General features: G+C 46.3%; 23 protein-coding genes. 4 read left to right on the top strand and 19 right to left on the bottom strand.

The features are described from left to right. Window positions 1–5: 5 nt before the first annotated feature. The 9 genes from ACYQ2E_RS09980 to ACYQ2E_RS09940 all read right to left on the bottom strand — a co-directional run bounded on the left by ACYQ2E_RS09980 (window position 6) and on the right by ACYQ2E_RS09940 (window position 7,343). Complete coding sequence (locus tag ACYQ2E_RS09980; RefSeq protein ID WP_460017924.1) at window positions 6–1,781, bottom strand: ABC transporter ATP-binding protein; 1,776 nt, start codon at window positions 1,779–1,781, stop codon at window positions 6–8. After that, window positions 1,778–3,529, bottom strand: a complete 1,752-nt coding sequence (locus ACYQ2E_RS09975) for an ABC transporter ATP-binding protein (RefSeq protein WP_460017923.1) — start codon at window positions 3,527–3,529, stop codon at window positions 1,778–1,780. The genes ACYQ2E_RS09980 and ACYQ2E_RS09975 overlap by 4 nt, the downstream gene beginning before the upstream one ends. Window positions 3,530–3,811: 282 nt before the next feature. Further along, a complete protein-coding gene (locus ACYQ2E_RS09970; protein WP_460017922.1) occupies window positions 3,812–3,964 on the bottom strand; it encodes a hypothetical protein in 153 nt (50 codons plus the stop codon). Continuing rightward, window positions 3,936–4,076 (bottom strand): helix-turn-helix transcriptional regulator, encoded by a 141-nt coding sequence (locus tag ACYQ2E_RS09965; RefSeq protein ID WP_460017921.1) that lies wholly within the window; start codon window positions 4,074–4,076, stop codon window positions 3,936–3,938. The genes ACYQ2E_RS09970 and ACYQ2E_RS09965 overlap by 29 nt, the downstream gene beginning before the upstream one ends. Window positions 4,077–4,204: 128 nt before the next feature. Beyond that, complete coding sequence (locus tag ACYQ2E_RS09960) at window positions 4,205–4,390, bottom strand: glycine zipper family protein (RefSeq protein ID WP_460017920.1); 186 nt, start codon at window positions 4,388–4,390, stop codon at window positions 4,205–4,207. 156 nt (window positions 4,391–4,546) lie between these two features. After that, window positions 4,547–5,443, bottom strand: a complete 897-nt coding sequence (locus ACYQ2E_RS09955; protein ID WP_460017919.1) for a class II fructose-bisphosphate aldolase — start codon at window positions 5,441–5,443, stop codon at window positions 4,547–4,549. Between the two features lie 198 nt (window positions 5,444–5,641). After that, window positions 5,642–5,950 (bottom strand): rhodanese-like domain-containing protein, encoded by a 309-nt coding sequence (locus ACYQ2E_RS09950; RefSeq protein WP_460017918.1) that lies wholly within the window; start codon window positions 5,948–5,950, stop codon window positions 5,642–5,644. 81 nt (window positions 5,951–6,031) lie between these two features. Next, on the bottom strand, window positions 6,032–7,003 hold the full coding sequence (locus ACYQ2E_RS09945) for an ROK family glucokinase (RefSeq protein WP_460017917.1): 972 nt from the start codon (window positions 7,001–7,003) through the stop codon (window positions 6,032–6,034). 109 nt (window positions 7,004–7,112) lie between these two features. Next, window positions 7,113–7,343, bottom strand: coding sequence for a YqgQ family protein (locus ACYQ2E_RS09940; protein WP_460017916.1), 231 nt, complete (start codon window positions 7,341–7,343; stop codon window positions 7,113–7,115). 88 nt (window positions 7,344–7,431) lie between these two features. On the opposite strand from ACYQ2E_RS09940, the gene ACYQ2E_RS09935 reads away from it, so the two are divergent. After that, on the top strand, window positions 7,432–8,091 hold the full coding sequence (locus ACYQ2E_RS09935) for a prepilin peptidase (protein ID WP_460017915.1): 660 nt from the start codon (window positions 7,432–7,434) through the stop codon (window positions 8,089–8,091). On the opposite strand, the gene dinB is transcribed toward ACYQ2E_RS09935, so the two are convergent. The 3 genes from dinB to parE form a co-directional block, all read right to left on the bottom strand. After that, the gene (gene dinB / locus ACYQ2E_RS09930) at window positions 8,033–9,139 is read right to left on the bottom strand and encodes a DNA polymerase IV (RefSeq protein ID WP_460017914.1); all 1,107 of its coding nucleotides are present in this window, start codon (window positions 9,137–9,139) and stop codon (window positions 8,033–8,035) included. The two genes, ACYQ2E_RS09935 and dinB, sit on opposite strands and share 59 nt — an antisense overlap. Before the next feature lie 88 nt (window positions 9,140–9,227). After that, window positions 9,228–9,938 carry an XRE family transcriptional regulator gene (locus ACYQ2E_RS09925; protein ID WP_460017913.1) on the bottom strand — a complete coding sequence of 237 codons (711 nt, stop codon included), beginning with the start codon at window positions 9,936–9,938 and terminating at the stop codon, window positions 9,228–9,230. Between the two features lie 102 nt (window positions 9,939–10,040). Beyond that, window positions 10,041–11,975 carry a DNA topoisomerase IV subunit B gene (parE, locus tag ACYQ2E_RS09920; RefSeq protein WP_460017912.1) on the bottom strand — a complete coding sequence of 645 codons (1,935 nt, stop codon included), beginning with the start codon at window positions 11,973–11,975 and terminating at the stop codon, window positions 10,041–10,043. A gap of 52 nt (window positions 11,976–12,027) precedes the next feature. Here parE and plsY point away from each other — a divergent pair, with 52 nt between their 5' ends. Next, a complete protein-coding gene (gene plsY / locus ACYQ2E_RS09915) occupies window positions 12,028–12,672 on the top strand; it encodes a glycerol-3-phosphate 1-O-acyltransferase PlsY (RefSeq protein ID WP_460017911.1) in 645 nt (214 codons plus the stop codon). Window positions 12,673–12,694: 22 nt separating this feature from the next. Here the strand turns inward: plsY and ftsX are convergent, their stop codons facing one another. The 3 genes from ftsX to prfB all read right to left on the bottom strand — a co-directional run bounded on the left by ftsX (window position 12,695) and on the right by prfB (window position 15,499). Further along, complete coding sequence (ftsX, locus tag ACYQ2E_RS09910; RefSeq protein ID WP_460017910.1) at window positions 12,695–13,606, bottom strand: permease-like cell division protein FtsX; 912 nt, start codon at window positions 13,604–13,606, stop codon at window positions 12,695–12,697. Then, complete coding sequence (gene ftsE / locus ACYQ2E_RS09905) at window positions 13,599–14,291, bottom strand: cell division ATP-binding protein FtsE (RefSeq protein WP_460017909.1); 693 nt, start codon at window positions 14,289–14,291, stop codon at window positions 13,599–13,601. Before ftsE ends, ftsX begins: the two co-directional genes overlap by 8 nt. Window positions 14,292–14,389: 98 nt before the next feature. After that, window positions 14,390–15,499: a peptide chain release factor 2 gene (prfB, locus tag ACYQ2E_RS09900; RefSeq protein ID WP_460017908.1), complete on the bottom strand. Its 1,110-nt coding sequence runs from the start codon at window positions 15,497–15,499 to the stop codon at window positions 14,390–14,392. Window positions 15,500–15,836: 337 nt separating this feature from the next. Here prfB and ACYQ2E_RS09895 point away from each other — a divergent pair, with 337 nt between their 5' ends. Further along, window positions 15,837–16,625 (top strand): acetoin reductase, encoded by a 789-nt coding sequence (locus ACYQ2E_RS09895; RefSeq protein WP_460017907.1) that lies wholly within the window; start codon window positions 15,837–15,839, stop codon window positions 16,623–16,625. A 127-nt stretch (window positions 16,626–16,752) separates the two neighbouring features. Further along, window positions 16,753–17,622 carry a metallophosphoesterase gene (locus ACYQ2E_RS09890; RefSeq protein ID WP_460017906.1) on the top strand — a complete coding sequence of 290 codons (870 nt, stop codon included), beginning with the start codon at window positions 16,753–16,755 and terminating at the stop codon, window positions 17,620–17,622. 18 nt (window positions 17,623–17,640) lie between these two features. Here the strand turns inward: ACYQ2E_RS09890 and ACYQ2E_RS09885 are convergent, their stop codons facing one another. The 4 genes from ACYQ2E_RS09885 to ACYQ2E_RS09870 form a co-directional block, all read right to left on the bottom strand. Beyond that, window positions 17,641–17,838: a hypothetical protein gene (locus ACYQ2E_RS09885; protein WP_460017905.1), complete on the bottom strand. Its 198-nt coding sequence runs from the start codon at window positions 17,836–17,838 to the stop codon at window positions 17,641–17,643. 175 nt (window positions 17,839–18,013) lie between these two features. Beyond that, window positions 18,014–19,033, bottom strand: coding sequence for a DUF475 domain-containing protein (locus tag ACYQ2E_RS09880; RefSeq protein ID WP_460017904.1), 1,020 nt, complete (start codon window positions 19,031–19,033; stop codon window positions 18,014–18,016). Window positions 19,034–19,168: 135 nt separating this feature from the next. After that, a complete protein-coding gene (locus ACYQ2E_RS09875; protein ID WP_460017903.1) occupies window positions 19,169–20,383 on the bottom strand; it encodes a pyridoxal phosphate-dependent aminotransferase in 1,215 nt (404 codons plus the stop codon). A gap of 373 nt (window positions 20,384–20,756) precedes the next feature. After that, window positions 20,757–21,089, bottom strand: a complete 333-nt coding sequence (locus tag ACYQ2E_RS09870; RefSeq protein ID WP_460017728.1) for a helix-turn-helix domain-containing protein — start codon at window positions 21,087–21,089, stop codon at window positions 20,757–20,759. Window positions 21,090–21,118 lie beyond the last annotated feature (29 nt).

Below are 21,118 nucleotides of genomic sequence, written 5' to 3'. Positions count from 1 at the left end.
ATTTATTATAACTCTTTTTGGAGTGTTTGTAAGCGATACATGTCTGCATAATAGCCATTCTGTCCAAGAAGCTCGTCGTGGCTGCCGTGCTCAATGATTCTGCCTTTGTCCAGCACCAAGATATGGTCAGCATCTTTGATCGTCGACAGGCGGTGGGCAATGACCATCGTGGTGCGGCCCTGCGACATCCGCTCAAGCCCCTCCTGAATCAGCGCCTCGGTTTCCGTATCAATGCTGGCCGTCGCCTCATCCAGAAGCAGAATCTTAGGATTTCGGACAATTGTACGCGCGAAGTTCAAAAGCTGCCGCTCACCCGAGCTGAAGGCATCGCCGCCCTCAATGACCGCCGACTCATATTTATCCGGAAGCTTCTCGATAAAGGTGTCCGCCTGAACAAATTTGGACGCCGCGACCACTTCCTCAATTGAAATATCCGGGTTCATCATACGGATATTATCCGCCACCGTCCCGACAAAAATGAAACTATCCTGCAGCACAAGCCCGATTTTCCGGCGCAGCTCCGCCATCGGATAGTCCCGAATATCCCGGTCGTCAATCAGAATCTCGCCCTCGGCAAACTCGTAAAAGCGCATGAAAACATTGATAATCGAGGATTTTCCGGAGCCGGTATGACCGACAAACGCCAGGGTCTCCCCTGGCTGGACCACAAATGAGATATCTTTCAGAATCTGGTTTTCCCCATCGTAGCTGAAATTCACGTGGCGGAACTCAATCTTGCCTTCGAGAATCTGAGCGTCCTGAGCTGGATGCTGCGCAGGAACGTACTCCGTCTCACTCATGATTTGCCGGATGCGGGAACTTGCGACCATTCCGTCCGACCAGCTGGACAGCGAGTCCATTAATCCCGTGATTGGGTTGAAATACTGACGGACGTTTTGGATGAAAGCATAAACCAGACCGCCCTCAACCACGGCATGAACCGAGCGCTGGCCGAAGAGAAAGAGGACAAGCACGATGGAAACGGCCATGAGCAGATTGACCAAGGGGCTGAGCAGGACTCCGTTGATGGTAATCACGCGCATCCGCAGCCGGTAATACTCATCGTTGGTATCGTCAAATTCCTTGTTCAAACGCGCTTCCTGACGGAACTGCTGAATGATGCGCATACCTGAAATGTATTCGTTGAGCTTGGTATTCAGCTCTGACAGACGTTTGCGCATTTCCTTGTAAACTCGCGTCGAAATCCGGTTGTAAATCCAGACCGCCGCCAGCAGAACCGGCAGAAAAATCAGCATCGCCAGACTCACCGTCACATCGATGTAGAACAGGGCAATGAAAGAGACCACGATTGAAACAAAAGAAATGATGCCATTGAAAATCATGAACCAGAACTGGAAAAGGTCTGTGTCATTGGTGATGCGCGTAATCAGCCAGCCGGTCGGCTTCTGGTCAAAGTAGCGCATGCCCAGCGTATGGATTTTGGCATAGAGCTTGCCGCGGATGTACTGATTGGCCATATTGGCGCCGTTCTGCAGGGTAATCCAGCGGAAAAACCAGGACAGCGCATTGATTGCGGCTACGATAAAGTACAGCAGGGCAAAGTAAATCAGCGTCTGCTCAGTGGCCTTACCGACAGTCAGATGGTCATCCATGAAAGTAGACAGGATAAAGGGCATGACCGCAGTAAACACAGTCGTCAAAAGTCCGAAGAAAAGTGCGCCCGCAAAATACCATCTGAAAGGCTTCAGGAAAGACATGATGAACTTGAAAGTCTGCCATTGTTCTCTAAACGAGAGCTTGATATCTTTTTCGTCTGTCATTCGCTGCCTCCTTCCAGCTTACTTTCAATCTGCTGCATCTGCCACATCTGCGCGTACCAGCCGCCGGAACTGACTAAATCCGCATGCCGGCCGCGTTCAGCCACTTTGCCCTCTTCCAGTACAATGATTTCGTCGGCGTCCATGACTGAGCTCAGACGGTGACTGACAATCAGCGTCGCAGAATTCGCCCGAATCTTCGAAAGTGCCGTTAATATCTTATTTTCAGTCTTCGCATCGACAGCCGACAGCGCATCGTCCAGAATCAGAATCTTCGGCTCAATCAAAATCGCCCGCGCAATCGACAAGCGCTGCTTCTGCCCGCCTGACAATGAAACCCCGCGTTCGCCGACCAGCGTGTCATAGCCGTCGGAAAATTCGAGAATATCTTCATGAATCCCAGCCACCTTGGCTGCCAGCTCTACCTCTGCCTGCGTCGCATTCATCCGCGCAAAACGGATATTGTCACGCACCGTCGTTGAAAACAGGAAGTGCTCCTGTGGCACATAACCGACTGACGGCAGATACTCATCCAGCTGATAGGCCATAATGTCGCGGTCCGCATAGTCAATGTGTCCTGTATAATCATCATACTCACGCATGAGCAGCTTGATAATCGACGATTTCCCAGCTCCGGTTCTTCCCACCAGGCCCAGAACCTGCCCATTCTTCAGCGTAAAATCCACATCTTCCAGGTAATGTTTCGCCTCACCCGGGTACTCAAAATCATCCACGGCAAAATGCAAGTCACCCGACTCCGGCATTTTCAGTGTGCCGTCCGTCACTTTTGACTCCGCCTTCTGCTTAAGTAAACGGTCGACCCGGTCATAGGAAGCCGAGCCGCGCTCCATGATGTTAAACAGCATGCCGAGCGCAAACATCGGCCAGACCAGATTTCCGATATAGGCGAAAAAGCTGACCAGCTGACCTAGACTAATCGTCTGATGCAGCACAAAGTAGCCGCCCAGGAAAATCGTCAGCGCATAAGACGCCCCGACAATCAGATTGATCAAAGGGTCGTAAAGCGCATCAATAAAATTGACATCGTTGAAAGCCTTATCCACCCGCCTGAGATGCGCGTCAAAATTCTTGATATCCTGAGATTCCTCGCCGAAAGACTTGATGGCCTTGACACCCGTGATGCCCTCCTGCACCTTGTCGTTCATTTCGGAAAATGTCGCCTGAGCATGCTCAAAACGCGTGTGAATCCGGTCGCCAAGCATCTTGGCAACCAGCGCCAAGAGCGGCATCGGCAGAATCGCAATCAAAGTCAGACGCCAGTTTATCGCAAAAAGCATGGCAATAATCGTCGTCCCGCCGGACATCAGAGAATCCGCCAGTGTCAAGATTCCCGTGCCTGCCATATCACGAATCGCATTCAAGTCATTCGTCGCATGCGCCATCAAATCGCCCGTCCGGTTACGCTGGAAGAACAGCCGGTCCATATGCAGAAAATGACTGAAAAGCCGCGCACGCAGCACCTTTTCAAGCTTAAAAGCCGCTCCGCGCAGATTAATCATCCAGAAATAACGGAAAAAATACTCAACACCAGCCGTCGCAATCAGTATCAGCAAATACTGTGCCGTCAGAGCTGCCGTCAAGTCCCGCCTGACAATGTCATCGATGAACTTACCAATAATAATCGGCGGAACCAAGTGAGTCAACGAGACGCAAAAAAGCGCGAAAAGACCGCGGCCATAGCCTTTCTTCTCGTCTTTGAAATACCACCAGAGTTGTATAAATGCGCGCATAAAGTGTCCTAAATTATCCTAGCCGAAAGAACTTTGTCATCTTCTTTGTAATCCTCTAAGATTATCATTATTCACGCTATTTTGCAAGTTTTAGGAATTTTTTGAGATTTTTTCGATGAAACACACGACAACACATGAAATATAGCATAAACCTGAGTGGCTATGCCCCACATTTATTCTCAAAAATCAAAGTCTTTCTACAAAAGAAACAGCGGATTATTTCTTATCGTCCCGACTCGTCTTTTCCTGCAAAGTATTATACTGAGCAACTCCAGCAATAATCTACAGGAAAGGCTGCATCTGCGCCTCACTCAAAGCGCTCATTTTAAGCGGCATTTGGTCATCATTCAGACCAAGCAAGTAGTCAGATGAAGTGTCAAAAAGCTGGCAAATCTTAATCAGCACCTCAATGGACGGATTTCTGGCCTGTCTCATAAGCCGAAATCGTCCCTGTCACAAGATGCAGGCACTTTGCCAACTGTGTCTGCGTCCAGCCTTTACTTTTACGTGCCGCTCTCAGTTTTTCTCTCAGATGTTCTACACCCATAGAAATATTTTCTCCTTAAAGAAAATAATCTCAAAAATATAGCTATCTATTTGAAGAAAAAGTTATTTTTTTTAGTTGAATTCTATTTGCTTTCCCAATATAGAAAAGATTGACAAAAGTCACTTGTGTCAATCTTTTTTCTTTCCATCCATGGAATAGCCGATTGCCATGCCAAACGCAAGGCCAAGGCCAATCCACAGTGATAAATTGTGAAACACAATGCCGAAAGCCACTCCGAACGTGAGTCCAAAGGAAATGCCTGAAGACAAATGCGGATATTTTCCTTTCGGCTTCTTTTGTTTTTCTTCATCCATCTTGTTGCGCTACTCCTTTCCAGTTTTTGTAAATTTAAAGTTAGTTTCTAATTTCTCGATTTCATTATAACACTTTGTCACCCTATTTATAAAAGGCAAATGAAAAAAGGCCGTCAGTGACGACAGCCTTTAGGTTAATCATATTTTATCAGCTGATTAAGCTTTACCTGCTGATCCGAAAACATCAATACGCTCTTCAACTGACTCAGTGATTGCATCAAAACCTTTTTTCAGGAATTTACGCGGATCAAAGAGTTTCTCTTTCATGTATTCTTCTTCATTGGCATCAAACTCATGAACGTACTCGCGCTGAGCCTTGCAGAAAGCAAGCTGGCACTCAGTGTTGACGTTAACTTTAGCAACACCGTTTGCAATTGCAGCACGGATTTGGTCATCAGGGATTCCTGAACCGCCATGCAGAACGATTGGAACTTTGTGTCCCATTGCAGCAATCAAAGCCTCGTTCAGCTTCGTCAGGTGGTCAATGTGCAGGCCTTTCCAGTTTGCAGGGTATGGGCCGTGAATGTTGCCGATACCTGCTGCCAAGAAGTCAACACCAAGTTTAGCCATAGCAACCGCGTCTTCAACGGGTGCAAGTTCGCCGTCACCGACGATACCGTCTTCTTCACCACCGATTGTACCTACTTCACACTCAACGGAAATGCCTTTTGCATGCGCAAGCTTGATGATTTCTTCAGCCTTCTCCAAGTTCTCGGCAATCGGCAAATGTGAGCCGTCAAACATCAGTGAGCTGTAGTCTACTTCAATACATTTCAAAGCTGCTTCGTAGTCGCCGTGGTCAAGGTGAATCGCAACAGGAACAGTGATGCCCATTGACTCTACGAGATCAGTAACCAAGTCCTTACAGAGCTTGTAGCCTCCCATATACTTAGCGGCACCCATGGAAGTCTGAATCAGAACGGGTGTTTTCTTTGCTTCTGCGGCACGCAGGATTGACTGCGTCCACTCAAGGTTGTTTGTGTTGAATCCTCCAACGGCATATCCGCCGTCACGGGCTGCTTGTATGAACTTTTCTGCTGAAACGATAGGCATTTTGTTCTCCTTTTAATAATTGTGATAGTGATATTATAACACTTTGCGAAACATTTTACAAAACCAAACTTTGTTTGCCAAGCACCTGATAACTCGCAAAAAACAGCCGGAAATGGCTCAACCACAAGCTTTTCAGTGAAAGCATCTCAAAATCAGTGATTATTTCACAGTTCTTTTCTGAAAATTTTCAATGAAGTTTCAGTTTGATTTAACCTTACCGCCCCATTTGGACAATCCGTTTCTCAGAATGAAAACATTCTTGAAGCCGGCCTTCTTAAGCTTTCCGGCCACACGAGTCGCATACTGAGGACGTCCGTTCTCGTAGAGCAGAATATCCTTATCCTTGCTGAAAGCAGACAGCGACTGCTCTATCTGGCTGTAGGGCAAATTACGCGCCCCCATGATATGCTTCACTCGAAATTCCTTAGAGTCACGCACATCAATCAATTGAGCATTCTCCGAGATTTTCTGGTTGAATTCCTTATTGTCCAGAATTTTGGCCACCATTCTCGGGCGAAATCTAGGATAAAGTATAACAACAATTAGAAAAAGTATTAATAATACGTTAATAATCCAGTACATTTGGTATTAGTCCTTAATAAATTTTTTGGCTAGGCTGGCTGCGCCAATGATTCCAGCGTCATTGCCTAGGGTTGCAAGTTTAATCTTGGTCGTTTTCTGAACAGTCGGAAAAGTGAATTTCATGAAGTAGTCTTCCACGCGTTTCCGCAAAAATTCGCCGGCTGCTGATACACCGCCGCCAATGACAATAGAATCAGGGTTCAGCGTATTTCCGAGGTTTCCGCAGGCAAGTCCCAGATACATCGAAACCTTGTCGACAACATGCAGCGCGAAACTGTCGCCTGCCTCTGCTGCATCGAAAATGTCCTTAGAACTGACAGACTCACCATTGTCGATTCGCGCCTTTACATTTGAATCCCCCTCATATTCCTCAGCCATCTGGCGCGCCACACGTACGACACCTGTCGCTGAAGCAACTGTTTCTAGACAGCCTTTTGAGCCGCATTTGCAGTCAAAGCCGTTCTCAGGCACAACCACAATATGGCCGATTTCACCGCCGGCACCAGCGACGCCGTGAATCATCTCACCATTTGCAATGATGCCGCCGCCGACGCCAGTTCCCAGCGTGATGAAAACGACATCCGGCTGATTTTCGCCTGCGCCCAGCCAACGTTCGCCAAGTGCGGCAACATTTGCATCATTGTCAATGGCAAATGGCAGCCCAGTCCCCGCAGTGATGAGCTTTCCGACCTCCTGAAGCGTCTTCCAGTTGAGGTTATAAGCACCGATTACTGTACATTTTTCTAAGTCAACAGAACCCGGTGAACCCATGCCGATACCGGCAAATTCAGATTTATCCAGCTTGTAAAGATTAAGCCGATGGTTGATGGACTCGATGATATCTGGGACAATGTGACTGCCTTCGTCCAAAATACTGGTCTCAATTGACCATTTGTCCTGGACTTCGCCGTCTTCTGTCAGAATGCCGAATTTGACGGATGTGCCGCCGAGGTCAATTCCGATGATTTTCTTTGTCATTTTTTATTCTCCTTTTGAAATAACATTCGCCCGAGGGCTCGGTTTTGGAATAACGTTCGCCCGAGGGCTCGGTTTTACTTATTTACAAATGATGCTCTGCTGTGTGACTTTAAAGCTCATTGTCAGTTTCAATTTTATTCCTGTTTTCTTCATTTTTTGACTCTCGCCTTAAAATCAGACTGGCTTTAAAATAGTCAGGATCATGCTCTGCAATGATGCCGCGCTTATGAAGCTCTTTCAGCTCCAATTTCATAAAATAAATCGCATCGCGGCGATTAGGCATCAAATTGATGTAACCGAACTTCTTCATCCACTCTTGAACATCGTAAAGGGTTTTCACTACTTTATTTTACAGTTTTTACAAGAATTTTTCAAGTTTTTATAACATTTTCTGTAACATTTTGAAAAATTTTGCGTATAAATATAGTATGACGATAATAATTGTATTTTGTATTGGCGCTATATTCGGCTCTTTTTTCGGTCTAGTCATTGATAGGCTGCCGGCTGGCGAGTCAATTGTGTTTGGCTCTTCGCGTTGTCAGAACTGCGGGAAGAATTTAATACCATTGGACTTGATTCCAATTCTGTCGCAGCTGCTGTCAAAATCACGCTGCCGTTATTGTGGTAGGCCGATTCCTTACTGGTACGCAGGGCTGGAACTTTTATGTGCGCTTTTATTCCTTGCCGCCTGGTCGAATCTGATGGACTTGTCAACTGCTCTTTTTCTGCTGATGGGTCTCATTTTATCAATATTTGACTGGAAATATCACGAATTCCCTTTTATTATCTGGCTGATTTTTACTTTGATTATTTTTATTATCAGTCCATTTGAGCCGCTGGCGCTGATTTGGCTGTTTCCCGCCATTCTATCCGAGCGCTGGAACTTGCGAATCGGCTCTGGTGACTTGCTTTGGCTCTGTAGTGCAAGCTTGACTCTGGATTTTCTCTCGCTGGTATGGCTGGTGCAAATTGCCAGTCTGACAGGAATCACGCAGTTTCTGCTGACTAAAGAAAAGGACGAAATTGCTTTTATCCCGCATTTAACGGCCGCAAGTCTAATTCTATGGGCCGCTGGTCAAATCCTGTAACTGTCAGCCCCAGTAAACGTATGTCTTTTTTCTCTAAGGTCAGATTTTCGAGAATTTCTTCTGCCGCTTTATACAATGTCTCTTGGTCATTGAAAAGATGGCCCACCGACTTTCTCTTCGTGAAAGTTGTGAAATCATCATAGCGCAGCTTAATCACCACAACCTCTCCGAAAATTTCACGACGCTGCATTGATTCTGACACACGCTCAGCCAGTTTTCCCAGCTCTCGCTTAATCTCACTTTCAGTGTGCAAAAACTGATTAAAAGTGCGTTCTTTCCCCAAAGATTTGCGCTCATAGTTTTCATGAACTTTTGAATCATGTACACCATTGGCTTTGAGATAAAGATACCATCCGAAAACGCCAAAGCGCTGAGTCAACTCTACCGGGTCAATCTGCTGGATATCGCCGCCTGTGTAAATTCCCATTGCCTGCAATTTCGGCACTGTAGCTTTTCCTACGCCGTGAAATTTTTCAATCGGCAATTCAGCTAAAAATTCTTTTGCTTCTTCCGGTTTAATCACAGTCAGACCATGCGGCTTCTGAAAATCTGAGCCGACCTTAGCCAGAAACTTATTGTAGGAAATACCGGCTGAGCAGGTCAATCCCGTTTCATGAAGGATGTCAAACTGAATCATTTTAGCAATCTTGATTGCTGAATGAGTGTTCAGTTTATTTTCAGTGACATCAAGATAAGCCTCATCCACCGAAGCCATCTGAACCATATCTGTATAACGCTCAAAAATTTCACGGATATGCGAAGAAATCTCGTGGTATCTTTGAAAATGTCCTGAAATAAAAATAGCAGTCGGGCAAAGCTCATAGGCTTCCTTTGCTGACATTCCTGAATGGACACCAAATTTGCGCGCTTCATAGCTGCAGGTCGAAACCACGCCGCGGCCGCCGGTTTCCATAGGATTCCTCCCAATTACCACAGCCTTACCGCGCAATTCAGGATTATCCAGCTGCTCTACCGAGGCGAAAAAGGCATCCATGTCAATATGAATAATTTTCCTTGATGTATCATTAATAAGTGTGAATATCAACATGTCCTCCTCCAAATTTATTGTAAATCAAACTCATTCAGCTCTGTTTTTACCTCTATTGCTTATTTCTAGCAAATAAACGTCATGTCGCCTAGAACTCGACCGGCTGGAAATTTCCTACCACTTTCCCGACAATTTGCGGATTTTCTTCGTATGAGATGAACCGGTCAGGATATTTCTTATTGTAAGACTCCAGACGCAAGCCCTCCGCCTCACGGTAAACGCGCTTCAAGTAAGTCACATTACCGTCAGGCACATAAACTGCATAAACTGCGCCGTCATAGTCAAAACTTGTATCGGACAATAAGACCACAGAGCGGTTACTGTATTTCGGCTCCATTGAATCGCCGTCAACCCAAGTCGCAATATCAAATTTCGGCAGTGACTGACTTGATAAAACTGTATCATAGTCTCCATCACCCATCACACCTGAGCCAAGTCCTGCAGATACCTTTTCAAATACTTTAACTTCAAAGTAAGTTTCTTCTTTCTGAACAAAAGTTGACTTACTTTCCTGCTCTTTCAGCTGAGAATTGACATAATTCACCACCATCCGCTGACGAAGCGGCTGCAGCTTTATAAAAGAATTGAGCAGTTCGCCAGCCTCGCTCTCATCTTTTAGATACACTGCCGACACCTGAAAAACTTTAGCCAGCTTCGTTAAATTAGAAGGTGTCGGACTTTTAATTCCTTTCTCCCAGTTGCGGTAGGCAACTTGACTGACGTTTAACAGTTCGGCTGCCTGCTCTTGCGTATAACCGAACTTCTTGCGCAGTCCCCTTAATTTTTCCCCTAATGACATGATTAATCTCCTTTTAATTTCAATTTTTAGCAGATAATAAAGAAACTTTTGGTTATATTATATAACCAAAAGTTTCTTTTGTCAAGTCTAACGATTAAATTTCTAAAATACTGTGCTTTCCTCCAGCGTAAACTGCACATTGCTTTCAATCCAGCGCCGGCGCGGCTCAACCTTGTCGCCCATCAGAACAGACACACGGCGTTCAGCCTGAGCCAGGTCCTCAATCGAAACCTGAATCAGCGTGCGCGTTTCCGGGTCCATGGTCGTCTCCCAAAGCTGCTCCGCATTCATTTCGCCGAGTCCCTTATAGCGCTGCAGATTGGAATTCTTGCCGAACTTTTTGCGCAGCTGGTCAAGCTCAGCATCAGACCAGGCATATTCAACTTTCTCAGTCTTTCCTTTACCCTGAGACATCTTATAAAGCGGCGGCAGAGCAATATAGACCTTTCCTGCCTCAACAAGCGGCCGCATATAGCGGTAGAAGAAAGTCAGCAGGAGCACCTGAATATGAGCGCCGTCATCATCGGCATCGGTCATGATAATGACCTTATCGTAGTTGCAGTCTTCCACAGTAAAGTCCGCGCCGACACCTGCACCAATCGTATAAATCATGGTGTTGATTTCCTCATTTTTGAGGATATCGGACATATTGGCCTTTTCTGTGTTGATCACTTTGCCGCGCAGCGGCAGAATGGCCTGAAACTTGCGGTCTCGTCCCTGTTTAGCGGAACCCCCGGCAGAATCGCCCTCTACCAGATAAAGCTCATTTTTCGCCGGATTCTTTGACTGCGCAGGTGTTAATTTCCCGGAGAGTAAGCCCTTGTCTTTCTTAGACTTTTTGCCGCTACGTGACTCATCGCGCGCTTTACGGGCTGCCTCTCGAGCCTCACGCGCCTTAACCGCCTTACGTACCAAGGTCTGTGCCAGTTCGCCGTTTTCCATCATGAAGAAGGTCAGTTTCTCGCTGACAATCGTGTCAACCACGGGACGAGCCAGTGGCGAGCCGAGCTTATCTTTGGTCTGTCCCTCAAACTGCAGATGTTCCTCCGGAACCAGCAGGGAAATTACAGCTGTCAGGCCCTCACGATAATCCGAGCCCTCCAGGTTTTTGTCCTTTTCTTTCAGGAGACCCGTTTTACGCGCGTAATCGTTCATGACCTTGGTCAGAGCTGTGCGAAAGCCCGTTTCATGCGAGCCGCCGTCTTTGGTTCGGACGTTATTGACAAAGCTCAGAACATTTTCAGAGTAACCGTCATTGTACTGCAAAGCCAGCGACAGCTGGAAATTCTGGTCTTCACCTTCAATATCAATAATCGGTGACAGAGTGTCCTTGTCCTCATTCAGATAAGCGACAAAATCTTTTACACCGTTTTCATAGTGAAAACTCTGCTGCTCCCCAGTTCTTGCGTCTTCAAGAGACATTGTGACTTCTTTCAGCAAGAAGGCTGATTCTTTCAGGCGCTCTTCGATTGTGGCGAATTTGAAGTCAATCGTTGAGAAAATCCGGTCGTCGGGCATAAATGTGACTTTTGTACCCGATATTGACTTATCGGCTTTGCCGATTTTTTCCAGCGTCGTGACTGGCTTGCCGCCGTCCTCAAAACGCTGGCGGTAAACTGCACCGTCCCGCGTGATTTCAACTTCCAGCCAGCGCGACAGCGCATTGACGACCGAGGAGCCCACGCCGTGCAGACCGCCCGATGTCTTGTAGCCGCCCTGGCCGAACTTACCGCCGGCATGCAGCACGGTGAAAATAACCTCGACAGTTGGAATTCCTGTCGCGTGCATTCCCACGGGCATCCCGCGTCCATGGTCAATCACGGTCAGAGAGCCGTCCTCGTTGATGCGCACATCTATTTGATTGCCGAAGCCCGACAGGGCCTCATCCACCGCGTTGTCGACGATTTCCCAGACCAGATGGTGCAGGCCTGTGCCGTCGGTCGATCCGATGTACATGCCCGGGCGCTTGCGGACTGCTTCGAGTCCTTCTAATACTTGAATCGAACTATCATCGTATGTTTCAATATCTACAGTCATATTTTCTTATTATAGCACAATTTTTTGAATGAAATTATGTTATAATCTTTTTATGATTACTGCAATTGCGCTTGTCGCTGCTTATCTTATCGGCTCCATCCCTTCCGGGCTCTGGATTGGCAAAATATTCTTCCACAAAAATCTGCACGAATTCGGCTCGGGGAACACGGGGACGACCAATACTTTCCGGACGCTCGGGGTGCCTGCCGGCATCGTTGTTTTCGCTGTTGACCTATTCAAAGGAACTTTGGCGGTGCTGCTGCCGGGCTTGCTGGGTATCCACGGGATTTCACCGCTGATTTTCGGTCTCCTGGCGGTTCTTGGACATACTGTTTCTATCTTTGACAACTTCAAAGGCGGAAAAGCCGTCGCGACCAGTGCCGGCGTCATTCTCGGCTACACCCCCGTCTTCTTTCTTTTTCTTTTAGTGATTTTTATTATCGTCCTGCTGCTTTTCTCAATGATTAGTCTCTCCAGCGTCACAGCAGCGATTGCGGCCATTCTCGGCGTGCTGATTTTCCCGCTGTTTCACTTTATTCTGAGCTCCTATGACCCCATCTTTACTGGGATTATTATTATTCTGGGGCTGATTATTCTGACACGGCACCACTCGAATTTATCACGGATTCGCCATCGAGAGGAAAACGTTGTTCCCTTCGGTCTCAACTTGAGCAGACAAAAAAAATCTCGCGAGTGAGATTTTTTTATTGCCATAAAATTTATGCTTTCAGATACCTACGCATAGAGATGGTTGCGCCGAGAGAGCCGATAACCACGCCGAGAACTGCCATACCAATGGAAATTGCCATGATAAATGACGACGGCTGATAGAGATTAAGCTCTTGTGTACTCAAAGTCGGCTGAACCCCTTTGTATACTAGGCGATAAAGGAAGAAAAGCAGCAGAATCGGAATGACCGAGCCGAGCAGGCCGACCCAGGCGCCTTCCAGGAAGAAAGGCCATCGGATATAGCTGTTTTTCGCCCCGACCAGACGCATAATCTGAATTTCGCGCGAGCGCGACATGATTGTGATACGAATGGTGTTGGAAATCAGGAACATGGCCACAAAGACCAGCAGAGCCGCACCGGCTAATCCCCAGGTCTGGATTGTATTTGACAGACTAAAGATTTGTTTTGTGTTGACGCCGCCGTTATCCACTTTCTCAATGCCAGTCAGTTTTCCTAAGGCTTTGGTGACTGAAACAACGTATTTCGGGTCGGTTGTATGTACAATGTATGCATCATAAAGCGGATTTGCATCATTTGAAAAGAGTTTGAAAGAACTGATGCTTTGTGTCAGTTTGTTCAATTGTTCAGTTTTACTGGATGGTGTAACTGTGGCGACGTTTGGCACTGCTTTAATCTCATCATAAATCGGGTGAGCCGCATTTAAAACTGACTTACCGTCCGTAAAGGAAATTTCGCTTGAGCTGAGGTTGGTGTAGGCCACGATACGGACATTGTTCTCGAGGTCCTTCGCCAGTTTTGTGGTATTGAAAATGACTGAGAGAAAAATTCCTACCAAAATTAAAGTAATTGTGACTGACGATACAGCTGCTACTGTCATCCAGCCGTTACGCTTCAGGTTTTTCAGTGAATCCCAGACGTGCCGAAAGAAAATTCTAATCATCGTACCCGTATTCTCCTTCTTCTTGATCTCGGACGATATGCCCGTTTTCGATGGCAATGACGCGGTGTTTCAGCGTATTGACAATTTGTGAATTATGTGTCGCCATGAGGACAGTCGTGCCCTGCAGATTAATCTTCGCCAGCAGATTCATGATTTCCCAGGAATTCTCCGGGTCCAGATTACCTGTCGGCTCGTCTGCAATCAGCAGTTTTGGCGAGTTGGCAATGGAGCGGGCAATCGCGATACGCTGCTGTTCGCCGCCGGACAGTTCATTCGGAAATGAGCGCACCTTGTGCTTCAGGCCTACCAGGTCCAGCACTTCCATGACGCGTTTGCGGATTTCATAAGGCTTTTTGCCGACAACTTCCATGGCATAGGCAATATTCTCGTAGACAGTTTTCTTCGGCAGGAGCTTATAGTCCTGGAAGACAACACCGACAGAGCGGCGCAGCAGAGGAATCTGGCGCTTCTTCATTTTCAGCAGATTAAAACCGACAATTCTGGCATTTCCTTTGTCAGGCTTGAGTTCGCGGTATAGAATCTTCATGAAGGTTGATTTACCTGCGCCCGACGGACCGACCAGATAGGCGAATTCACCTGGCTCAAGCGAGACTGTGATTCCGCGCAATGCCGTTGTTCCATTCGAATATTTCTTTGTGACATTGTTGAGTTCAACAATTGACATATATATTCACACTTTCACTTTCTTTATACTTCTTCAAATTATAGCATACAAGGCAATTTTTCTGATTGCGTTTGTGTTACAGACAGCTTACAAAACAGTTATTGACTCTGCAGGTTCGACCAGCGCAGATAGGCGTCAATGAAGCCGTCAATGTCGCCGTCCATGACCTTGTCAATCTGGCTGCTTTCATATTCTGTCCGTGTGTCTTTGACCAGCTGATAAGGCATGAAGACGTAAGAGCGAATCTGTGAGCCCCAGCTGATGTCTGACTGGACACCGCGCAGCGCATCAGCCTCGGCTTGTTTTTTCTCAACCTCGAGCTGGTAGAGCTTGCTCCTCAGCATGTTCAATGCAATAGCGTCATTTCCGTACTGTGTGCGGTCAATCGTTGATTGTACGACAATACCAGTTGGAATGTGTGTATATCGGACACCTGTCGTAACTTTGTTGACATTTTGTCCGCCCGCGCCGCCCGCGTGGAAAACGTCGCGTTTCAAATCGGATTTGTTAATCTCAATCTCTATCGTGTCGTCAAGCTCCGGCATGACGTCTACTGAGGTAAATGACGTGTGACGCCGATTGGCCGAGTCGAAAGGAGAAATCCGCACCAGTCGGTGCACACCTTTTTCAGACTTCAGGTAGCCGTAGGCATTGTGGCCCTCGAACTTGATGGTGACTGACTTGAGGCCTGCTACATCGCCGTCCTGATAATCCAGAATGATGACTTTGAAGCCATGTGCCTCGCCCCAGCGCGTGTACATGCGCATGAGCATGCTGCCCCAGTCCTGGGCTTCGGTGCCGCCTGAACCTGGGTGAATTTCGAGAATGGCATTCATGTGGTCATAGGGCTGATTGAGCAGAATGTCCAGCTCAAAAGCTGAAATCTTGTCTGATAACTCTTTAGTTGAAGTTTCGAGCTCTGCATGCAGGTCTGCGTCTTCTTCCTCACTAAGCATCTCCAGCAGGGCCTGATTGTCTTCTGCCAGGCTCGCCATGTCATTGTAGCCGTTAAACTGAGCCTTCAGCGCATTTGACTTATCAATCACTTTCTGAGCCGCAATGTTGTCGTTCCAGAAGCCGGGGGCTGCCATGTCATTCTCAAGCAGGGCAATGTCTTCTTCTAGGCGGTCCATATCCAGCGACTTTCTGATTTCACTGATTTTCAGTTCCTGGTCTTCAAGGATTCTTCTAATTTCTGATAGTTCCATAGTAATTAATTATAGCAGATTTCGCTCAATTTTTCAGATTCTATTTATGGGAAGAGGGAGAAATTAAGCTGATGAATGTCGGTTTTTTGTACAGATTATACAAGTCAGAACAATAACTCACAAAAACGCTGTCAAAAATGACAACCGTCTGATATAATACTCATATAATGCTCATAGAAGTTTGCCGACACTGGCCTTGTAAGGATTGTGCACGTTTTTAACCCTTCCTTTCGAAAACCTGTCTTTACACTGTGCCTGAATGAATTAAGTGGAGATAGACGGCTCTATTTCATAAGACACCGTCTGTTTTTATAAAACATCAAAAAGGAGACAAAAAATGTCTAATCAAAAACGTGTTGCTGTTGTTACGGGTTCCGGCCGCGGCATCGGTAAGGGAATTGCCGTGCAGCTTGCCAAAGACGGCTATGCCGTAGTTGTTGCAGATTTCGATTTGGAAACTGCAGAGGCAACCGCTGCAGAGATTCGTGCCTGTGGTTGTGAGGCCGTCAGCGTACAGGGAGATGTCTCAAAGGCTGAGAGCCATGAGGCCTTTGTGAATGCGGCAGTCGAGAGTTTCGGACGGCTGGATACTTATGTGAACAACGCCGGCATTGCACAAGTTCAGCCCGTATCCGATATTAAACCGGAAGATTTGCAAAATATTTTTGGAATTAATGTTTTCGGTACTGTATACGGTATTCAAGCGGCAAGAAAACAGTTTTTAAAGCAAGAGGACGGCGAGCAGATTCGTAAAATTATCAATGCTTCATCAATTGCCGGACATATTGCTTTTGACATGCTGGGCTCTTATTCTGCAACAAAGTTTGCTGTTCGAGCTTTCACTCAAGCTTCAGCAAAAGAATTCGCTAAAGACCACATTACTGTCAACGCTTATTGTCCTGGAATTGTGCTGACACCGATGTGGGACTTGATTGACTCGAAGATGGTCGAACTCAACGGCGGCAAACAGGGAGATTATCTCAAGAAATACTCTGAATCTATTGCTCTCGGTCGTGGTGAGCAGCCTGAGGATGTTGCGAATTTCGTTTCTTATCTGGCCTCCACAAAATCAGATTATATGACAGGTCAGTCTGTTCAGATTGACGGCGGCATTCAATTCATCTAACTTCATTACCTGGTAGTTTTAAAGGGATTTCCTGTTTCTACGGGATTTCCCTTTTTCATAATTACTTGACACCTGCTACAGGAACATATCAGACGAGAATTCATCGGATTTATTGTATAATTTTTTCATGACTGAACATAAATTGGCCGTTATAAGCGATTTTCATCTTGATGCCAACCTTTTTGATGCGGCTGATTTGGACAAATTTGACCAGGTTTTACAGGAAGAAAAAATCACCGACCTGCATTTCGCCGGTGATATGAGCAATGACTTTCACGCGCTGACACTGCCCTTTTTCGAGCAGCTGTCCAATAAGTATGATTTAACTTTTAATCTGGGTAACCACGATATGCTGGGCTTATCTGAAGAAGAAATTGACAAAACAGACTTTACTGTCAAATCTCTCGGCTCTAAAACTCTTCTGGCCTTCCACGGCTGGTATGATTACAGTTTTTATCAGGGCGACAAATCGAAAATCCTGCACTTCAAGAATAACTTCTACTTCGACCGAAAAATTCGGCGTCCGTTAGATGATGTCGCAACGACTGAACAAATTCTTGCACGGCTTAACCACATTTTATCAAGAATAAATGGTGAAGTGCTTGTCATCATGCACTTTGTACCCGATTATCACTTTATTTTCCCGAACTACTACGAAAAATTCGCCAGGTTCAATGCTTTTTTGGGCTCTCAGAAATTCCACGACCTGTTCAAAAAATATCCAAATGTCACCGACGTCGTTTTTGGACATGTCCATCATCGTTTTCCCAGCAGGAAAATCGACGGTATCACCTATCATGCGCGGCCGCTAGGTTATACTTACGACTGGGAAATGATTGACGGCTTTCTGGAGGAATTCCCGGAGAGGCAGACGCCAGATGCCTACCGGTTGAAAAAACGTTATCTGGCCATAAAAAATCTGCCGGAATGGCGGGAGTTCCGCGTGGCAAACCTGATGACAGAATTCCGCTCCGCGATGACTGTTTTTGAATACTAAAAAAGAGTAAGATTGCTCTTACTCTTCATTTTCATCTTTGTTGAAACCAAGTTTGTCCTTGATGCCGTCAACTGCGCCTTTTGCTGTGCCTTCTATATTATCAGGCAGCTTTTCAGTCAAATCGTCAATGACGTCTCCAGCCTTGTCCTTGATGTCTCCTGGGACATTTCCGACTAAGTCTTTTGCTTTGTCAATCAAATTGTTAAAATTATCCATTTTGACTCCTTTTTTTGTATGCGCCAATTATTAAATTGCGTCTACATTTTTTATTTTACGTGTTGATTATAACACATTTTATTAGAGAATGTACAATAAAATGTTTTTTTATCAGAACATGGTGTCTTTATTCTCTCCCACATTTCCAATCAGGAAAATTTTGGAGATTTTGACCTCAGAATTTCCGGTTATAAACAATCGAAGAAATAAAGGAGAGCACAATAATTGCCCCGCCGAGGAGCCCAGTGACTGCTTCTCCGATTTCCCATTTTATACTTGCCAGAATCAGTATCGCGAGGGTCAGAATCGCCCAATGCGCGCCGTGCTCGAGGTAAACTAACTGATTCAGTGTGCCTTTATCTACTAGGTAAACGGTCAGACTTCGCACGAACATTGCCCCAATCACTCCGAGTCCTAGCAGGATGATGATTGGGTCTGAGGTAATTGCAAATGCGCCGATGACGCCGTCAAAGCTGAAGGAGGCGTCGATGACTTCGAGGTACATGAAGAGGGCAAATCCGGCTTTACCAGTTGCCATGGCCACGCTTGAGACGTCCGCTGTCCGCGATTTGCTCATCATTGTCCCGAAGCCGTCTACCAGCATGAATGCGAGGATGCCCAGCACGCCTGCGAAAAGAACGGTGTGCTTGTCTTTGGCCAGAAATTCTGACGTGATGAGGAGCAGAATCATGGAGATAATGGCGTTGGCTGCCGGGAAATAACCGATTTTCTGCAGCATTTTTTCCGGGAGCTTGAGCCAGGTGTGCGCCCGCTCGTCAAAGAAGAAGGCCAGTGCGAGCATGAGCAGGAACATGCCGCCGAAAGCGGCAATCTGCGGATGGGCATGGTGCAGGATATAGCCGTAAGTCCCGGCTACATGCGGGTCACCCTTTTCCAGTGCCAGCTTCAACGCTTCAATCGGGCCAAGCTGCGCGGATAAGCTGACAATCAGCAGTGGAAAGACTAGGCGCATGCCGACGACTGCAATCAGAATTCCTACTGTCAGAAAGACTTGACGCCAGGTATGGCTCATCTTTTCTAGGATTCGGGCATTGACGATTGCGTTGTCGATTGACAGCGAGATTTCCAGCACTGCCAGAATTGCAGCAACAAAAAGGCCGCTCCAGCCGCCATAAATGAAGGCGATAGCAAGTGCAATAATTGTAACGATAAATGAGCCTCTGAATACTTTCATGGGGTTCTTTTCCTTCTTGTTTTTAGTCTTTCTATTTTATCACAAATACCAACCTCTTTTGAGATTGGTAAATTAATATCGCGGCTTCTGCCGCCTTTCCTTTTCTCGCTTGGCCCAGCTTACAAGTTCAAAAAATCATCTGCGGTATTTGCTGAAAAAGTGTTCGAACTTACCTTGGAGCTCTTTCAGTTCGCTGACTTGCGGCAGGTAGACAATCCGGAAATGGTCCGGCTCCGGGTAGTTGAAGCCGTGTCCTGCTACGAGCAGCACTTTTTCCTGTTTCAAGAAATCTAGGACAAATTGCTCATCGTTGTCAATTTTGTACATTTCCCGGTCAATTTTCGGGAAAATGTAAAATGCTGCTTTGGGACGAACGGCGCTTAAGCCTGGGATGGCGTCAATTGCCTGACAAATCACTTCGCGCTGTTCATAAATTCGTCCGCCGGGCAGCAGCAGTTTGTCAACTGATTGAACGCCGCCCAATGAGGTCTGGACGACCTGCTGAGCCAGAACATTGGAGCAGAGCCTCATGGAGGCCAGCATGTTCAGCCCCTCAATATAGTCTTTGACATGGCTTTTATTGCCTGACAAAATCATCCAGCCGACACGAAAGCCCGCAATACGGTGCGATTTTGACAGGCCGTTCATTGTTACCACAAACAAGTCCGGTGCCAGCGCAGCCGTCGGCGTGTGCGTCAGCCCGTCCATGACAAGACGGTCATAAATTTCATCTGAGTAGATAATCAGGTCATTTTCACGTGCAATGTCAATAATCTCCAGCAGTAAATCATTCGAATAGAGCGCGCCGGTCGGGTTATTCGGATTGATAATGACAATCGCCTTGGTATTACGTGTGATTTTAGACTTGATGTCTTCAATGTCCGGGAACCAGTCGGCTGACTCGTCGCAGATATAGTGCACAGCTTTACCGCCTGCCAGCGACACAGCTGCCGTCCAGAGCGGATAATCAGGGCTGGGCACCAGAACTTCGTCGCCAGTATCCAACAAGCCCTGCATAGCCATGACAATCATCTCCGACACGCCGTTGCCCAGGTAAATATCATCCATGCCCACGTTTGGTATTTTTTTCAGCTGACAGTACTGCATGATTGCCTTGCGGGCGGAGAAAATCCCTTTGGAATCTGAATAGCCTTCGGAGTTGACCACATTGGCAATCAGGTCATGAATGACTTCGTCCGGCGCTAAAAATCCGAACTCGGCCGGATTTCCGGTATTGAGGCGCAGAATTTTCTCGCCATTGGCACGCATTCGGTTGGCCTCGTCTAAAACTGGGCCTCGAATGTCATAGGAGACATGTTCAAGTTTTTGTGATTTTTGAAAATTTTTCATTTTAAAACCTCCATAATTGTGTCTGACGCGGAAATAAAAAACACCGCATTCAAACACCCAGTAAAGGGCGCATGCTGCGCGGTACCACCTTAATTTATCACTTAATAACTATTCAATTTTACAAGCACAATTTTTCCTGGCTTTCACTCTCCCAGGTCGCTTTCTTGTATTGTACGGCAAAGTTTTTCATTTGTCAACTGATATTGTACAATTTCTTTCAATTTCTTTCCTAGTTTCAGTGCTTGTCGTGTGAATTTCAAAGCACTTCAGGGCACGACAGTACATGAAATTAGACATAACCCTGAGTGGCTATGCCGACACCTATTTCCAAAATGAATTATGATTAAAGTCTTTCTACAAAAGAAACAGTGAATTATTTCTCGTTGTCACGACTTGTTTTTTCACGCAAAGTATTATACTGAGCAACTTCAGCAATAATCTGCAGAAAAGGCTGCATCTGCGCCTCGCTCAAAGCGCTCATTTTAAGCGGCATTTGGTCATCATTCAGACCAAGCAAGTAGTCAGATGAAGTGTCAAAAAGCTGACAAATCTTAATCAGCACCTCAATAGACGGATATTTCTGCCCTGTTTCATAAGCTGAAATCGTACCCGTCACAAGATGCAGGCGCTTTGCAAGCTGTGTCTGCGTCCAGCCCTTACTTTTACGTATTGCTCTTAGTTTTTCTCCTAGATATTCTACACCCATAGAAATATTTTCTCCTTAAAGAAAATAAT

Source organism: Lactovum odontotermitis, assembly GCF_054658595.1.
The sequence above is the reverse complement of the archived record's forward strand: the minus strand, read 5'-3'. Positions and strand labels throughout refer to the sequence as shown.

Bases quoted from the DNA above. Each gene is read 5' to 3' on its own strand.
- ftsX (WP_460017910.1), bottom strand. From the start codon at position 13,606: ATGATTAGAATTTTCTTTCGGCACGTCTGGGATTCACTGAAAAACCTG.
- ACYQ2E_RS09960 (WP_460017920.1), bottom strand. From the start codon at position 4,390: ATGGATGAAGAAAAACAAAAGAAGCCGAAAGGAAAATATCCGCATTTG.
- dinB (WP_460017914.1), bottom strand. From the start codon at position 9,139: ATGTTGATATTCACACTTATTAATGATACATCAAGGAAAATTATTCAT.
- ACYQ2E_RS09925 (WP_460017913.1), bottom strand. From the start codon at position 9,938: ATGTCATTAGGGGAAAAATTAAGGGGACTGCGCAAGAAGTTCGGTTAT.
- ACYQ2E_RS09980 (WP_460017924.1), bottom strand. From the start codon at position 1,781: ATGACAGACGAAAAAGATATCAAGCTCTCGTTTAGAGAACAATGGCAG.
- ftsE (WP_460017909.1), bottom strand. From the start codon at position 14,291: ATGTCAATTGTTGAACTCAACAATGTCACAAAGAAATATTCGAATGGA.
- ACYQ2E_RS09965 (WP_460017921.1), bottom strand. From the start codon at position 4,076: ATGGGTGTAGAACATCTGAGAGAAAAACTGAGAGCGGCACGTAAAAGT.
- ACYQ2E_RS09935 (WP_460017915.1), top strand. From the start codon at position 7,432: ATGACGATAATAATTGTATTTTGTATTGGCGCTATATTCGGCTCTTTT.
- ACYQ2E_RS09870 (WP_460017728.1), bottom strand. From the start codon at position 21,089: ATGGGTGTAGAATATCTAGGAGAAAAACTAAGAGCAATACGTAAAAGT.
- ACYQ2E_RS09880 (WP_460017904.1), bottom strand. From the start codon at position 19,033: ATGAAAGTATTCAGAGGCTCATTTATCGTTACAATTATTGCACTTGCT.
- ACYQ2E_RS09895 (WP_460017907.1), top strand. From the start codon at position 15,837: ATGTCTAATCAAAAACGTGTTGCTGTTGTTACGGGTTCCGGCCGCGGC.
- ACYQ2E_RS09955 (WP_460017919.1), bottom strand. From the start codon at position 5,443: ATGCCTATCGTTTCAGCAGAAAAGTTCATACAAGCAGCCCGTGACGGC.
- ACYQ2E_RS09885 (WP_460017905.1), bottom strand. From the start codon at position 17,838: ATGGATAATTTTAACAATTTGATTGACAAAGCAAAAGACTTAGTCGGA.
- ACYQ2E_RS09950 (WP_460017918.1), bottom strand. From the start codon at position 5,950: ATGGTGGCCAAAATTCTGGACAATAAGGAATTCAACCAGAAAATCTCG.
- ACYQ2E_RS09890 (WP_460017906.1), top strand. From the start codon at position 16,753: ATGACTGAACATAAATTGGCCGTTATAAGCGATTTTCATCTTGATGCC.
- ACYQ2E_RS09970 (WP_460017922.1), bottom strand. From the start codon at position 3,964: ATGAGACAGGCCAGAAATCCGTCCATTGAGGTGCTGATTAAGATTTGC.
- ACYQ2E_RS09875 (WP_460017903.1), bottom strand. From the start codon at position 20,383: ATGAAAAATTTTCAAAAATCACAAAAACTTGAACATGTCTCCTATGAC.
- parE (WP_460017912.1), bottom strand. From the start codon at position 11,975: ATGACTGTAGATATTGAAACATACGATGATAGTTCGATTCAAGTATTA.
- ACYQ2E_RS09975 (WP_460017923.1), bottom strand. From the start codon at position 3,529: ATGCGCGCATTTATACAACTCTGGTGGTATTTCAAAGACGAGAAGAAA.
- plsY (WP_460017911.1), top strand. From the start codon at position 12,028: ATGATTACTGCAATTGCGCTTGTCGCTGCTTATCTTATCGGCTCCATC.
- prfB (WP_460017908.1), bottom strand. From the start codon at position 15,499: ATGGAACTATCAGAAATTAGAAGAATCCTTGAAGACCAGGAACTGAAA.
- ACYQ2E_RS09945 (WP_460017917.1), bottom strand. From the start codon at position 7,003: ATGACAAAGAAAATCATCGGAATTGACCTCGGCGGCACATCCGTCAAA.